The sequence below is a fragment of the Streptomyces sp. NPDC037301 genome (assembly GCF_055602785.1).
In genome coordinates, this window is sequence record NZ_JBVJWD010000005.1 from 340,400 (window position 1) to 355,129 (window position 14,730).

Annotated in this window: 13 protein-coding genes; 8 read left to right on the forward strand and 5 right to left on the reverse strand. The window is 70.0% G+C overall.

Going from position 1 to position 14,730, the window contains the following annotated elements; translation table 11 throughout:
- Positions 1-10: 10 nt before the first annotated feature.
- A complete protein-coding gene (locus ACZ7IB_RS12215; RefSeq protein ID WP_470911814.1) occupies positions 11-1,681 on the reverse strand; it encodes a sodium:solute symporter family protein in 1,671 nt (556 codons plus the stop codon).
- Positions 1,682-1,905: 224 nt separating this feature from the next.
- Here ACZ7IB_RS12215 and galT point away from each other — a divergent pair, with 224 nt between their 5' ends.
- Genes galT through galK form a run of 3 tightly spaced genes read left to right on the forward strand, consistent with a single transcriptional unit; the run spans position 1,906 to position 5,089 of the window.
- A complete protein-coding gene (gene galT / locus ACZ7IB_RS12220; protein ID WP_470911816.1) occupies positions 1,906-2,949 on the forward strand; it encodes a galactose-1-phosphate uridylyltransferase in 1,044 nt (347 codons plus the stop codon).
- A complete protein-coding gene (galE, locus tag ACZ7IB_RS12225; RefSeq protein ID WP_470911817.1) occupies positions 2,946-3,926 on the forward strand; it encodes a UDP-glucose 4-epimerase GalE in 981 nt (326 codons plus the stop codon). The genes galT and galE overlap by 4 nt, the downstream gene beginning before the upstream one ends.
- Complete coding sequence (gene galK / locus ACZ7IB_RS12230) at positions 3,923-5,089, forward strand: galactokinase (protein ID WP_470911819.1); 1,167 nt, start codon at positions 3,923-3,925, stop codon at positions 5,087-5,089. The genes galE and galK overlap by 4 nt, the downstream gene beginning before the upstream one ends.
- Here galK and ACZ7IB_RS12235 read toward each other — a convergent pair.
- Positions 5,082-5,525 (reverse strand): GNAT family N-acetyltransferase, encoded by a 444-nt coding sequence (locus ACZ7IB_RS12235; RefSeq protein WP_470911821.1) that lies wholly within the window; start codon positions 5,523-5,525, stop codon positions 5,082-5,084. The two genes, galK and ACZ7IB_RS12235, sit on opposite strands and share 8 nt — an antisense overlap.
- A gap of 276 nt (positions 5,526-5,801) precedes the next feature.
- Between ACZ7IB_RS12235 and ACZ7IB_RS12240 the strand changes: the two genes are divergently transcribed.
- The gene (locus ACZ7IB_RS12240) at positions 5,802-6,587 is read left to right on the forward strand and encodes a LuxR C-terminal-related transcriptional regulator (RefSeq protein ID WP_470911874.1); all 786 of its coding nucleotides are present in this window, start codon (positions 5,802-5,804) and stop codon (positions 6,585-6,587) included.
- Here ACZ7IB_RS12240 and ACZ7IB_RS12245 read toward each other — a convergent pair.
- Positions 6,546-7,043 carry a MarR family winged helix-turn-helix transcriptional regulator gene (locus ACZ7IB_RS12245; RefSeq protein ID WP_470911823.1) on the reverse strand — a complete coding sequence of 166 codons (498 nt, stop codon included), beginning with the start codon at positions 7,041-7,043 and terminating at the stop codon, positions 6,546-6,548. The genes ACZ7IB_RS12240 and ACZ7IB_RS12245 overlap by 42 nt on opposite strands.
- Before the next feature lie 88 nt (positions 7,044-7,131).
- Between ACZ7IB_RS12245 and ACZ7IB_RS12250 the strand changes: the two genes are divergently transcribed.
- The 3 genes from ACZ7IB_RS12250 to ACZ7IB_RS12260 all read left to right on the forward strand — a co-directional run bounded on the left by ACZ7IB_RS12250 (position 7,132) and on the right by ACZ7IB_RS12260 (position 9,773).
- A complete protein-coding gene (locus ACZ7IB_RS12250) occupies positions 7,132-7,929 on the forward strand; it encodes a trans-aconitate 2-methyltransferase (protein ID WP_470911825.1) in 798 nt (265 codons plus the stop codon).
- Positions 7,929-8,294: a VOC family protein gene (locus ACZ7IB_RS12255; protein WP_470911827.1), complete on the forward strand. Its 366-nt coding sequence runs from the start codon at positions 7,929-7,931 to the stop codon at positions 8,292-8,294. The genes ACZ7IB_RS12250 and ACZ7IB_RS12255 overlap by 1 nt, the downstream gene beginning before the upstream one ends.
- A gap of 192 nt (positions 8,295-8,486) precedes the next feature.
- Positions 8,487-9,773: a hypothetical protein gene (locus ACZ7IB_RS12260; RefSeq protein ID WP_470911829.1), complete on the forward strand. Its 1,287-nt coding sequence runs from the start codon at positions 8,487-8,489 to the stop codon at positions 9,771-9,773.
- Between the two features lie 124 nt (positions 9,774-9,897).
- On the opposite strand, the gene ACZ7IB_RS12265 is transcribed toward ACZ7IB_RS12260, so the two are convergent.
- Both ACZ7IB_RS12265 and ACZ7IB_RS12270 read right to left on the reverse strand, forming a co-directional pair.
- Positions 9,898-10,584 carry a TetR family transcriptional regulator gene (locus ACZ7IB_RS12265; RefSeq protein WP_470911831.1) on the reverse strand — a complete coding sequence of 229 codons (687 nt, stop codon included), beginning with the start codon at positions 10,582-10,584 and terminating at the stop codon, positions 9,898-9,900.
- Positions 10,581-11,582: an acyl-CoA desaturase gene (locus tag ACZ7IB_RS12270; protein ID WP_470911833.1), complete on the reverse strand. Its 1,002-nt coding sequence runs from the start codon at positions 11,580-11,582 to the stop codon at positions 10,581-10,583. The genes ACZ7IB_RS12265 and ACZ7IB_RS12270 overlap by 4 nt, the downstream gene beginning before the upstream one ends.
- Before the next feature lie 276 nt (positions 11,583-11,858).
- Between ACZ7IB_RS12270 and ppc the strand changes: the two genes are divergently transcribed.
- Entirely contained in the window at positions 11,859-14,588 is a 2,730-nt protein-coding gene (ppc, locus tag ACZ7IB_RS12275) for a phosphoenolpyruvate carboxylase (protein ID WP_470911835.1), read from the forward strand.
- The last annotated feature ends 142 nt before the right edge of the window (positions 14,589-14,730 follow it).

The following is a 14,730-nucleotide window of genomic DNA, read 5'->3' on the forward strand; positions in this document are numbered from 1 at the left end:
GTTCCTCCGATCAGAACGAGTAGGGGACGTAGCACAGGGCGGCGAGGACGATCGCGCCCCAGCCCAGCAGGGCCGGCTTGCGGTACCAGGCGCTGTCGCCCTCGGCCGGTGCCTCCTCGGCGTCCGGGGACTCGGTTCCGTAGACCAGACCGGCCAGTTCGGCCTCGGGCTTCGGGGCCGTGAAGAGCGTGACGGCGACCATGACCACCGCACCGGCGACAAACCCGACGATCGCGGAGACGAAGTTGGCGCCCTGGTCGGTGGGGATGTCGATGATCCCCTGCTTGTAGATCACGAAGTAGTTGACCATCGCGGCGGTGGTGCCCGCGACCAGACCCCAGACACCGGACTTCATCGAGGCCCGCTTCCAGAACATGCCGATGATGAAGACCACGAACATCGGGACGTTGAAGAAGGAGAACAGCGTCTGGAGGTAGCTCATGATGTTGGAGAAGCTGGCGGCGATGAAGGCCGTGCCGATGGAGGCCAGCACCCCGATCGCCGTGACCAGCCGGCCGAAGCGCAGGTAGTACGTGTCCGACTGGTCCTTCTTCACGTACCGTGCCCAGATGTCGGTCGTGAACACCGTGTTGAACGACGACACGTTCGCCGCCATGCCGGCCATGAACGCGGCCAGCAGACCGGTCACCGCGATGCCGAGCACACCGTTGGGCAGCAGTTCCTGCATCAGCAGCGGGATCGCGTCGTTGTAGGTCAGGTCGGAGCCGGGGGTGCCGATCTTCGGTACGAGAACGGCGGCCACCAGGCCCGGGATCATCACCAGGAAGACGATGAAGATCTTCGGGAACGCGGCGATCAGCGGGGTGCGCTGGGCGGCGGAGAGGTTCTTCGCGGACAGGGCGCGCTGCACCTCGGCGAAGTTGGTTGTCCAGTAGCCGAAGGAGAGCACGAAACCGAGGCCGAGGATGATCGTCAGCCAGTTGGCGCCGAGCGGGTTGGCGTCACCTATGCCGGTGCCGCCCCAGGCGGAGAGGAAGTCGGAGCCGTGGCTCTTCTCCAGCGAACCGGTCAGGCCGTCCCAGCCGCCGACGCGCTTGAGACCCAGCAGGGTCAGCGGGATCAGCGCGGCGAGGATGACGAAGAACTGCAGCACCTCGTTGTAGATCGCCGAGGAGAGACCGCCGATGGTTATGTAGACCAGGACGAAGAGGCCCGCGACCACGATGGCGACCCACTGAGGCCAGCCGAGCAGCGCCTCGACGACGATCGACAGCGCGTAGAGGTTGACGCCCGCGATCAGGATCGCCGCGAAGGCGAAGAGTACGGAGCTCAGCAGGTGCGCCGACTTGTCGAAGCGCTGGAGCAGGAACTCCGGTACGGACCGGACCTTCGACCGGTAGTAGAACGGCATCATCACCAGGCCCAGGAAGACCATGGCCGGGATGGCACCGATCCAGTACCAGTGCACGACCGTGACACCGTACTGCGCGCCGGTCGCCGCCATGCCGAGGATCTCGGTCGCACCGAGGTTGGCCGCGACGAAGGCGAGCCCGGTCACCCAGGCGGGGAGTGACCGCCCGGAGAGAAAGAAGTCGAGGCTCGTCTTCACGCTCGCCCGTGCGGCAAAACCTATGCCGAGGACGACGACGAAGTAGATCGCCAGGATCGTGTAGTCGAGCCCGTTCGTGGGGAGCCGAAGCCCTTCGGCCAGGTAGTGCATGTGGGGGTACTCGCTTCGTTGCGCGAACTGAACTCGAAGGAAACTACGCTCTTGTGTTCAAAAACTGAACACTTTTCATGGGGTTCTTTGTTTGATTGTGATCGTCTGGGCGGTAAATCCAGGCGGGAGGCGCGAGAGATCCTGCTCACATGCGCCTTATCGACGTCATTGACGAGTCTGTTGACTTGTGATTCATTGTGTTTGGTTATGTTTGGAGGAACCTGGTGAAGAAGACGGTTACGACGCTCGCCGACGGCCGGGAGCTGCTCTACTACGACAGTCGTGACGATGTCGTGCGCGACGCCGTCGACCGTCGGCCGCTCGACGCCGTCTCGACCTCGTCCGAGATCCGCCGTGACCCGTTCCTGGGTGACGGCGTCGCCATCGCCTCGCACCGCCAGGGCCGCATCTACCACCCGCCGGCCGACGAGTGCCCGCTCTGCCCCTCGCGGGACGGCCGGCTGAGCGAGATCCCCGAGGCGGACTACGACGTCGCCGTCTTCGAGAACCGCTTCCCCTCGCTCGCCGGTGACTCAGGCCGCTGCGAGGTCGTCTGCTTCACCTCCGACCACGACGCGTCGTTCGCCGACCTCACCGAGGACCAGGCCGCCCTGGTCCTGGAGGCATGGACCGACCGCACCGCCGAACTCGCCGAGCTGCCGCAGGTCAAGCAGGTGTTCTGTTTCGAGAACCGGGGCGCCGAGATCGGCGTCACGCTCGGCCATCCGCACGGGCAGATCTACGGCTACCCCTTCGTCACCCCGCGCACCGAGCTGATGTTCCGTTCGATGGAGGCCCACCGCGCCGAGACCGGCCGCAACCTCTTCGACGACGTCGTGGCCCGCGAGGAGAGGGACGGCTCACGGATCGTCATCAGTGGCGAGCACTGGGTCGCCTTCGTGCCGTACGCGGCGCACTGGCCGTACGAGATCCACCTCCACCCCCGCCGCCGCGTCCCCGATCTGAGGGAACTCGACGAGGCCGCGCGCACAGAGTTCCCACAGATCTATCTGGAACTCTTGAGACGATTCGACCGGATCTTCGGCCCCGGCGAGCCGCCGACCCCGTACATCTCGGCCTGGCACCAGGCGCCGTTCGGTGTCCCGGGACGGCAGGACTTCGGGCTCCATCTGGAGCTTTTCACCATCCGACGCACCTCCGGCAAGCTGAAGTTCCTCGCGGGTTCCGAATCCGGCATGAATGTGTTCATCAACGATGTGCCGCCGGAGGCCGCGGCCCAGCGACTGCGAGAGGTAGCGAGCGAGTGAGCAAGCCCCAGAAGAAGTACCTGGTCACGGGTGGCGCGGGTTATGTCGGCAGCGTGGTCGCCCAGCATCTGCTGGAGGCCGGTCACGCGGTCACCGTCCTCGACGACCTCTCGACCGGGTTCCGGGAGGGCGTCCCGGCCGGGGCCGAGTTCATCGAGGGCCGCATCCAGGACGCGGCGAAGTGGCTGGACCCCTCCTACGACGGGGTGCTGCACTTCGCCGCGTACTCGCAGGTCGGCGAGTCCGTCGTGGACCCGGAGAAGTACTGGGTGAACAACGTCGGGGGCTCCGTGGCGCTGCTCGCCGCGATGCGGGACGCCGGGGTGCGGACCCTGGTCTTCTCCTCCACCGCCGCGACCTATGGCGAACCCGTCACCACCCCCATCACGGAGTCCGACGCGACCGCGCCCACCAACCCCTACGGCGCCACCAAGCTCGCCGTCGACCACATGATCACCGGCGAGGCGGCCGCGCACGGACTGGCCGCCGTCTCGCTGCGCTACTTCAACGTGGCCGGTGCGTATGGCAGTTGCGGGGAGCGGCACAGCCCCGAGTCGCACCTCATCCCGCTGGTCCTCCAGGTCGCCCTCGGACAGCGCGAGTCGATCTCCGTGTACGGCGACGACTACCCGACCCCCGACGGCACCTGCATCCGCGACTACATCCATGTCGCCGATCTCGCCGAGGCCCACCTGCTGGCACTGGAAGCGGCCACCGAGGGCGAGCATCTGATCTGCAACCTCGGCAACGGCAACGGCTTCTCGGTGCGCGAGGTCATCGAGACCGTCCGCGAGGTCACCGGCCACCCGGTCCCCGAGACCGCGGCCCCGCGCCGCGCCGGTGACCCCGCCGTGCTGGTCGCCTCCGCCACCACCGCCGGCAAGCGGCTCGGCTGGACGCCGTCGCGCGCGGACCTGACCGGAATCGTCTCCGACGCCTGGACGTTCGCCCGCCGAGAGGAGCCCACTGCCCCATGACCGAGAACAGTGAGCCGGCCGCCGCCTTCACCGAGCTGTACGGGAGCGCCCCCGAAGGGGTCTGGGCGGCACCCGGCCGAGTGAATCTGATCGGCGAGTACACCGACTTCAACGACGGCTTCGTGATGCCGCTCGCGCTGCCGCACACCGCGCGGGCCGCCGTCGCCCGCCGCACCGACGGCGAGCTGCGGCTCCACTCGACCGACGTACCGGGCGGTGTCGTCCGGCTCCGGGTCGACGAGCTGGCCCCGCACCAGGGGCACGGCTGGGCGGCGTACCCGGCCGGAGTCGTCTGGGCGCTGCGCGAGGCCGGCCACCCGGTCACCGGGGCGGACATCCAGCTGACCTCCACCGTTCCCACCGGCGCCGGGCTCTCCTCCTCCGCGGCCCTCGAAGTCGTCACGGCGCTGGCTCTGAACGACCTCTTCGAACTGGGGCTCTCGGCCTCGGAGCTGGCGGTCGTCGGCCAGCGCGCCGAGAACGCGTTCGTCGGCGTGCCGTGCGGGGTCATGGACCAGATGGCATCCGCCTGCTGCACCGAGGGCCACGCGCTGTACCTCGACACCCGCGACCTCACCCAGCGCCAGGTCCCCTTCGACCTGGCCGCCCACGGGCTGCGGCTGCTGGTCGTGGACACCCAGGTCAAGCACGCGCTCGGCGACGGCGCGTACGCCGAGCGGCGGGCAGGCTGCGAGGCGGGGGCCGCCGCGCTCGGCCTGCGAACGCTGCGCGAGCTGCCGTACGAGGGTCTCGGCGCGGCCCTGGACACCCTGGCCGAGGCCGGGGTCGACGAGTCCGTGGTGCGTTACGTACGCCATGTGGTCAGCGACAACGAGCGGGTGGAGCAGGTCATCGCGCTGCTCGACACGGGCGATGTGCGGGGCGCGGGCCCGGTTCTCGACGCGGGGCACGTCTCGCTCCGCGACGATCTGCGGGTCTCCTGCCCGGAGTTGGACCTGGTGGTGTCGGCGTCGGGCGAGGCCGGGGCGCTCGGTGCGCGGATGACCGGCGGTGGCTTCGGCGGCTCGGCGATCGTGCTGGTGGACGAGGCGCAGGCGGACATGGTCGCCAAGTCCGTGCTGGAGGCGTTCGCTTCGGCCGGGTACGCGGCGCCGCGGATCTTCCCCGCCGTTCCTTCGGCGGGTGCCCGACGCCTCAGCTGAGGTTCTTGGTCAGGATGAATTCGGTGACTCCGGGCGGGTAGTTCTCGACCTGCCCGCTCACCTCGTAGCCCCGCTTCCGGTAGAAGTCCGGAGCCTGGAAACCCCAGGTCTCCAGCCGGGAGCGGGTGCAGGCCCGGTCGGCCCCGGCCACCCGTTCCGCCTCGGCGAGCAGCCGTGAGCCGAGGCCGCAGCCGCGGTGGCGGGCGTCGACCCAGAGCTGGTCCACATGAAGCCAGTGCGCCCAGGTGCGGCCGGTCAGACCACCGGCGACGGCGCCCAGTTCGTCAAGTACCCACACTTCCAGGGGGAGTTCCCGCCCGGCGGGGTCGGTGCGCAGCACGCGGAGCTCGGGGGAGCCGGCTGTGTTGTCGTCGCGCAGTCGCCGGCTGAGCAAGGTGCGCCGCCCTTTGTCCACTTCTGTCTCAAGACGGAACATGTAACACAGCCTACGGAGCAGAGCCTGTCAGTTCTGCGAATTGCCTTCCGCACCGGCGCCCCGGCCGTACCCTGATGCACAGCACCGGTGGGGGCCGGTGCTGATTCAGGGGTACGAGACAGTCGGGTACGGCGCCCGGGGCGGGTTGCAGTCGAAACACGGCGGCGGCCGTGGGACTGCGGTCCATCTCCCCGATCCGGGCGGCCGTACCCGCGCCGTTCCGTCCCTTCGGCGGGCCGGGGGTGGCCCAGCAACAGAGGCAGTTTGGGGGTGCCTGTGGTTCGTATCCGGGTTCTCGTGGTGGACGACCACCGCATTTTCGCCGAGTCGCTCGCAGCGGCGCTCGCGGCCGAGCCGGACGTCGATGTGGCGGCGGCGGGCAGTGGCCCCGCCGCGCTGCGATGTCTGGAACGGGCGGCCGCCGAGGGGCGAGGCTATGACGTGATGCTGATCGATGCCGAACTGGGCGTCCTGACCGCGGCGAGGGAGCGCCGGGCACCCGTCCCGGTCCCCCGCAGCGGGGAGAGCGGCCCGGTGGACGGCATCTCGCTGGTCGCCGGGGTCCGTTCGGGCCAGCCTTCCGTGCATACGGTGGTGCTCGCCGAGAAGGACGACCCGCTCCGGGCCGCGCTGGCGCTGCAGGCCGGGGCCTCGGGCTGGGTCGCCAAGGACTGTTCACTGCAACGGCTGCTCACGGTCATCCGGGGGGTGCTGCGCGACGAGACACATCTGCCCCCGGCCCTGCTCACGGGCGTGCTGCGGGAGCTGACGGCGGCGCGCAAGCACCGCACCGAGAGCGAGGAGCTGGTCGAGTCACTGACCCCGCGCGAGCGCGAGGTGCTGCGCTGCATGGTGGCGGGCCTGGGCCGCAAGGCAGTGGCGGAGCGGCTCTACCTCTCCCCGCACACGGTGCGTACGCACATGCAGAACGTGCTGGGGAAGCTCGGCGTGCACTCCACGCTGGCCGCGGTCGCGCTGGCCCGGCGGGCGGGTGTCGGACCGGTCGATCCGGAACCGGCCCTAGCCGGGGATGTTGTCGAACGGAGCGGTCAACTGGCGTAGCAGGCCAGCCAGTTCACCGCGCTGCTGGGCGGAGAGCTCGCCCAGGATGGCGCGCTCCTGGGCGAGCAGGCCGGCCAGCGACTGGTCGGCCTTGTCGCGCCCCTCGGCGGTGAGCCGGACCAGCACGCCGCGGCGGTCGCTGGGGTCGGGGAGCCGCTCGACGAGGTTCTTCTTGGTCAGCCGGTCGATGCGGTTGGTCATCGTGCCCGAGGTGACCAGGGTCTGGGTGAGCAGCTGGCCGGGGGACAACTGATAGGGATCACCCGCGCGGCGCAGTGATGTGAGCACGTCGAACTCCCACGGCTCCAGATTGTGCTCGGAGAAGGCGATCCGGCGGGCCCGGTCCAGATGGCGGGCCAGGCGGGAGACGCGGCTGAGTACCTCGAGTGGTTCCACGTCGAGGTCGGGGCGCTCGCGGCGCCATGCAGCGACCAGTCGGTCGACCTCGTCCTCCATGTGGATCAGTGTAGAGGGTCTGTCGACATGAAGTCTCTTGAATTCGAGTGTCTTGACATCAAGATAATTCTGGCGTGATCCTTGTTCCATGACCGCACCCACCTGGGATCCGCAGCAGTACCTGCGCCACGCGGACCATCGCACCCGCCCGTTCCACGACCTCCTGGCCCGCATCGCCGAGCCTCCGGCCGCCCCCGCGCCCCGTGTCGCCGACCTCGGCTGCGGAGCGGGAAACGTCACCACCCTCCTCGCCGACCGCTGGCCGAAGGCCCGGATCACCGGCTACGACAACTCCCCGCAGATGCTGGAGCGGGCCCGGGCGCACGCCGGCCCCCTCCTGGACTTCGCCGAGGTCGACGCCACGACCTGGACCCCCGCGGAGCCGTACGACCTGATCGTCTCCAACGCCCTGCTCCAGTGGGTCCCGGACCACACCGCCCGCTTCCCGGTCTGGCTGGACGCGATCACCCCCGGCGGCACGTTCGCCTTCCAGGTCCCCGGCAACTTCGACCAGCCCAGCCATGTCCTGATGCGGGAACTCGCCGGGTCCCCGCGCTGGCGCGACCGTCTGGCCGGCGAGCTGCGCCACGCGGACGCGGTGCTCAGCCCTGCCGCCTACCTCGACGCGCTGACGGCCCCCGGCATCACGGCCGACGTCTGGGAGACCACGTATCTGCATCTGCTGCCCGGCGAGGACCCGGTGCTCGACTGGGTGAAGGGCACCGGCCTGCGCCCCGTCCTGACGGCCCTCGCCGACGACCCCGAGGCCCGCGAAGCGTTCCTCGCCGAATACCGCGACCGGCTCCGCACCGCCTACCCCAAGGGCCCGCACGGCACGGTGTTCCCATTCCGCCGCATCTTCGCCGTGGCCCGTAAGGAGACGTGATGATCGCCGCCGTCGACCACGTCCAACTGGCCGCCCCGGCAGGCTCGGAGGACGCGCTGCGCACGTACTACGTGGACACCCTCGGCATGACGGAGATCGCCAAGCCCCCGGTGCTCGCGGCCCGCGGCGGCTGCTGGTTCCAGGCCGGCCCGGTCCAGCTCCACCTGGGCATCGAGGCCGACTTCCACCCGGCGAAGAAGGCCCACCCCGGCCTGCGCGTCACGGACATCGAGGCGTTCGCGGCCCGGCTGGCGCAACGCGGCGCGGAGGTGCGCTGGGACGACGAACTACCGGGGCACCGGCGCTTCTTCAGCCACGACCCGGTGGGGAACCGGCTGGAGTTCCTGGAGCCGGTGGGCCACTGAGCGACACGGCGCGTCCAGCGCCTTCCACGTGAAGGAGCACTTCTGCGGCTCGGCGTCGCGGTCGCGGGCCTCGGAGGTCGGCCGTCGTCGCGGGCGCTTCGGCCCGTAAGTGCCCTGAAGGCAAAGGGTATTGCCCCCACCGTGCCCTTCCGTCCCTGGGCCACCGCGCCTGCGCCCACCTAGCGTGGCTCCATGCGTACCCACGAGAGCCCCGGGCAGACACACAGCACGCCGCCCGCGTCCCCCGTACGGAACAGCCGCGGCCCTCGCACCTTCACGGATCTGCAGAGCACCATGGGCAACGCGGCCGTATCGCAGCTGATCACGGTGTCCCGGATGATGACCGAGGACGATTTCAAGCAGAGCACGGCGGCCTTCGGGCCGCGCGGCCGCTCCGAGATCACCAAGGTGGACGAGTCGCTCAGGGCCTTCTACGCCCTGCCGGACGCCAGACAGGGCGCCCGGCTGCTCGCCCTCAAGGACATCGTCAAGGCGTGCGGCGACTACGCCGCCCACAAGGCCGAGGGCGGGTCGCGTGTAGGGGGCGCCCAGCAGCTCGGCCAGCAGGCCGCGGCGGCGCAGGCACAGCTGGACCCCGAGGCGGTCTTTCGGGGCCTGCTGACCGAACTCGACCTCATGATGAGTGAGGGGAAGAACCCGGACCTCGACATCCGCATGCCGGCCGGTGAGGCCCAGAAGGCGGCGCAGGCCGTCCCCGCGGACCGGTTCCACGCCATGATGGGCGACTTCGTCCGGAAGCTGGGGGCGCTCCGTGAGGACCCGGCGCTACCTGAGGAGACGCGCGCCGTCATCGGGGAACTGATGGCCGTGGTGCCCCTGGTGACCAGGATGCAGTACCCGCAGGGCGGCATGCCGGGCATGAAGCTCAACCCGGCCACCGACGGCGGCGGCCCGGCGTTCACGTTCAACGTCGACACCCAGGCCAGGGGTGGCACCTCGTTCCTGCTGGGGCACATCGCCCACGAGCTGACCCATGTCGCGGCCCACCAGGCGTTCGGCAGCAGCCCGGTGATGGAGCTGGTGCAGTCCGGGGCGACCGATGCGGAGGTCGCGGCGCTGGCGGCCGAGCGCAAGCAGGCGCTCAGCGATCTGAAGGCGGCGCTGGCCGGAAACTCCGAGTTCGACAAATTCCAGCGAGGGATGCTGGAGGAAAAGCTGGGCTACGGCGCTCAGCCGCACAAGCTGGAGCGGTACGCGGACTCCTTCGAGAAGGCAGGCAAAATCACCGTAGCTCAGAAGGAGCGCCTGGTCGGCTGGGGCAAGGCGGCCGGAGACGCGTCCGGCACGCTGGTCGAGTACGACACCGTGCTCAACCAGATGCTGATCTATCTGCACATGTGGCAGACCAGCCAGGACAACCCCTTCTACGTGCGGCTGCGGGCGGCGGCCCAGGAGGCGTACGACCGCCGGAACCGCGTCCGCCGGTCCACCGGCCAGCCGACGGATCAGTCGTCGTAGACCCCTTCGCGGGTCCGGTATCCGGGTTTCGAAGGTCGCGCACAGCCCTGTGCCGGCCGTACCCGGCGACGCGTTCGCCGCGCTGCTCGGCGGAGTCCGCAGCCGGCCCCTGCACGCCGACCCCTCAGCTCTTGCGGTGCCCTACCAGCCGCGGCTTCGATTCCAGGTTCTCCAGGCCGTGCCAGGCCAGGTTCACCAGATGGGCCGCGACCTCCGCCTTCTCCGGCTTGCGGGCGTTGACCCACCACTGGCCGGTCAGGGCGACCATGCCGACCAGCGCCTGGGCGTACAGCGGGGCCAGCTTCGGGTCGAAGCCGCGGGCCTTGAACTCCAGCCCCAGGATGTCCTCCACCTGGGTGGCGATGTCGCTGATGAGGGAGGCGAAGGTGCCCGTCGACTGGGCGACGGGGGAGTCGCGGACCAGGATGCGGAAGCCGTCCGTGTACGTCTCGATGTAGTCGAGCAGGGCGAACGCCGCCTGTTCCAGGAGCTCGCGGGGGTGGCCCGCGGTCAGGGCGCCGGTGACCATGTCGAGGAGCTGGCGCATCTCGCGGTCGACCACGACGGCGTACAGGCCCTCCTTGCCGCCGAAGTGCTCGTAGACGACCGGCTTGGAGACGCCGGCCCGGGCCGCGATCTCCTCGACCGAGGTGCCCTCGAAGCCCTTGTCGGCGAAGAGGGTGCGGCCGATGTCCAGCAGCTGCTCGCGGCGTTCCTTGCCGGTCATCCTCACCCGGCGGGTGCGCCGGGCGGAGGGGGGACGGTTGTTCTCGCTGCTGGTGCTGGAGTCGGTCGCCACGTCGTCAATCATGCCGCGTCGGCGCGCGCGGGGTCGCGCCGGGAGTCGATACGGCGGGAGTCGATCCGGGCGGAGTCCGGCCAGCGCACGTCGTACGCCCAGCCCAGTTTCTCGAACCAGCGGATCAGCCGGGCGCTCGAATCGATCTGGCCCTTCATCACGCCGTGGCGCGCGCTCGTCGGGTCCGCGTGGTGCAGGTTGTGCCAGGACTCGCCGCAGGACAGGACCGCGAGCCACCACACGTTGCCGGACCGGTCACGGGACTTGAAGGGGCGCTTGCCGACCGCGTGGCAGATGGAGTTGATCGACCAGGTGACGTGGTGCAGCAGGGCCACCCGTACAAGAGAGCCCCAGAAGAAGGCGGTCGCCGCGCCCCACCACGACATCGTCACCAGACCGCCGACCAGCGGCGGGAACACCAGCGACACGATCGTGAAGGTGAGGAAGTGGCGGGAGATCCCGCGGATCGCCGGGTCCTTGACCAGGTCGGGGGCGTACTTCTGCTGCGGGGTCTGCTCCTCGTCGAACATCCAGCCGATGTGCGCCCACCACAGGCCCTTCATCAGGGCGGGGAGGCTCTCGCCGAAACGCCACGGCGAGTGCGGATCGCCCTCCGCGTCGGAGAAGCGGTGGTGCTTGCGGTGGTCGGCCACCCAGCGCACCAGCGGGCCCTCCACGGCCAGCGAACCCGCGACGGCCAGAGCGATGCGGAGCGGGCGCTTCGCCTTGAAGGAGCCATGGGTGAAGTAGCGGTGGAAACCGATCGTGATGCCGTGGCAGGCGATGAAGTACATCGCCACGAGCAGACCCAGATCGAGCGAGCTCACGCCTCGGCCCCAGGCCAGCGGCACTGCGGCGACCAGCGCCACGAACGGCACCACGATGAACAGCAGAAGGGCGATCTGTTCGACCGACCGTTTGTCGTCCCCGCCGAGCGTGGCGGAGGGAAGGACCTGGCCGTCGGCCGCCGATGGCTGGGTGTCGTCGATCACAGCGGGGCTGGTGTTCATGGGGGAGTCCCCTGGGGATGAGGAATACGACGGACAGCTCTGGCTACGCATCCGTAACCTACGGCTACGTAAGTATGGCAGCGCGGAGGCCCGCTGCACGAGAGCGCGACGGGCCCCCGTGAAGGGGAAACCCGTTCGGGGCGCGAGCGGTGCCGACGGCGTGGACACCTATCCTGGTGGGGTCGGACAGCGCGGTCCGCACTCTGCTTCCCGGGGTGCCGTCAGCACCAGGCCCCGGAGATCCCCGTGCTCAACCACTGCAAGGAGCCGCACACCGTGAGCAGTGCCGACCAGACCCCCGCCGCCAGCCCCGAGCTGCGCGCCGACATCCGCCGCCTCGGTGATCTGCTGGGCGAGACCCTCGTACGCCAGGAGGGCCAGGAGCTCCTCGACCTCGTCGAGCGGGTCCGCGCCCTGACCCGCACCGACGGTGAGGCCGCGGCCGAACTCCTCGGCGACACGGACCTGGAGACCGCCGCGCAGCTCGTGCGCGCCTTCTCCACCTACTTCCACCTCGCCAACGTCACCGAGCAGGTCCACCGCGCCCACGAGATGCGTGACCGGCGAGCCGCCGAGGGCGGTCTCCTTGCCCGTACCGCCGACCGGCTGAAGGACGCGGACCCGGTCCACCTGCGCGAGACCGTCAAGAACCTCAACGTACGGCCCGTCTTCACCGCGCACCCGACCGAGGCCGCGCGGCGCTCCGTGCTGAACAAGCTCCGCCGCATCGCCGAGCTGCTGGAGACGCCCGTCATCGACGCCGACCGGCGCCGCCAGGATCTGCGGCTCGCCGAGAACATCGACCTCATCTGGCAGACCGACGAGCTGCGCGTGGTCCGGCCCGAGCCGGCCGACGAGGCCCGTAACGCCATCTACTACCTCGACGAGCTGCACACGGGCGCCGTCGGGGACGTACTCGAAGACCTGGCGGCCGAGCTGGAGCGGGTCGGCGTCGAGCTGCCCGCGGGCACCCGCCCCCTCACCTTCGGTACGTGGATCGGCGGCGACCGCGACGGCAACCCCAACGTGACGCCCGCCGTCACCCGGGAGGTGCTGATCCTCCAGCACGAGCACGGCATCACCGACGCCCTGGAGCTCATCGACCACCTGCGCGGGCAGCTCTCCAACTCCATCCGCTACACCGGCGCCACCGACGAGCTGCTGACCTCGCTCCAGGCCGACCTGGAGCGCCTCCCCGAGATCAGCCCGCGCTACAAGCGGCTGAACGCCGAGGAGCCGTACCGCCTCAAGGCCACCTGCATCCGGCAGAAGCTCGTCAACACCCGCGAGCGCCTCGCCGGCGGCACCCCGCACCGCCCCGGCTGCGACTACCTCGGCACCGCCGAGCTCATCGCCGACCTGGAACTCATCCAGACCTCGCTGCGCGAGCACCGCGGCGGCCTGTTCGCCGACGGGCGGATGGACCGCACGATCCGCACGCTCGCCGCGTTCGGTCTCCAGCTCGCCACCATGGACGTACGCGAGCACGCGGACGCCCACCACCACGCCCTCGGCCAGCTCTTCGACCGGCTCGGCGAGGAGTCCTGGCGCTACGCCGACATGCCGCGCGACTACCGGCAGAAGCTGCTCGCCAAGGAACTGCGCTCGCGCCGCCCGCTCGCCCCGACCCCGGCCCCGCTGGACGCCGCGGGCGAGAAGACCCTCGGCGTCTTCCACACCGTCAAGGAAGCCTTCGAGCGGTTCGGCCCCGAGGTCATCGAGTCGTACATCATCTCGATGTGCCAGGGCGCCGACGACGTCTTCGCGGCCGCCGTCCTGGCCCGCGAGGCCGGACTGCTCGACCTGCACGGCGGCTGGGCCAAGATCGGCATCGTGCCGCTCCTGGAGACCACCGACGAGCTGCGCGCCGCAGACGTCATCCTCGACGAGATGCTCGCCGACCCGTCCTACCGCCGCCTCGTCTCGCTGCGCGGCGATGTGCAGGAGGTCATGCTCGGGTACTCCGACTCCTCCAAGTTCGGCGGCATCACCACCTCGCAGTGGGAGATCCACCGGGCGCAGCGCCGGCTGCGTGACGTCGCGCACCGCTACGGCGTACGGCTGCGGCTCTTCCACGGCCGCGGCGGCACCGTCGGCCGCGGCGGCGGCCCCTCGCACGACGCGATCCTCGCGCAGCCGTGGGGCACCCTCGAAGGCGAGATCAAGGTGACCGAGCAGGGCGAGGTCATCTCCGACAAGTACCTCATCCCGGCACTCGCCAGGGAGAACCTGGAGCTGACCGTCGCGGCCACCCTCCAGGCCTCCGCGCTGCACACCGCGCCCCGCCAGTCCGACGAGGCCCTGGCCCGCTGGGACGCGGCGATGGACACCGTCTCCGACGCCGCGCACGCCGCGTACCGCAGGCTGGTCGAGGACCCGGACCTGCCCGCGTACTTCTTCGCCTCCACCCCGGTCGACCAGCTCGCGGAGCTGCACCTCGGGTCGCGTCCGTCGCGGCGTCCGGACTCCGGCGCCGGTCTGGACGGGCTGCGGGCCATCCCGTGGGTCTTCGGCTGGACCCAGTCACGGCAGATCGTGCCCGGCTGGTACGGCGTCGGCTCCGGGCTCAAGGCGCTGCGCGAGGCCGGTCCGGGCACCGTTCTGGACGAGATGCACGAGCAGTGGCACTTCTTCCGGAACTTCATCTCGAACGTGGAGATGACGCTCGCCAAGACCGACCTGCGGATCGCCCGCCACTATGTCGACACACTCGTACCGGACGAGCTGAAGCATGTCTTCGCCGACATCGAGGCCGAGCACGCGCTCACGGTCCAGGAGGTCCTGAGGGTCACCGGCGGCTCCGAACTGCTCGGCACCAGCCCGGTGCTCCAGCAGACCTTCGCCATCCGGGACGCCTACCTGGACCCGATCTCCTATCTCCAGGTCTCGCTGCTGGCCCGCCAGCGCGAGGCGGCGGCACGCGGCGAGGAAGCGGACCCGCTGCTCGCCAGGGCCCTGCTGCTCACCGTGAACGGTGTCGCCGCGGGTCTGCGCAACACCGGCTGAGAGCCTGTCGGGTGACCTTCGCCGGAAGCGTGCGTGCCAGGCCGTGGCCGCCCGATCAGAGGTCACCCGACGGGCTCTGAGCCCCCGGACGCGGGCGCGGCCCTGCTCAGAGGGCGATGAACGTCGCCACCAGCAGGGCCGC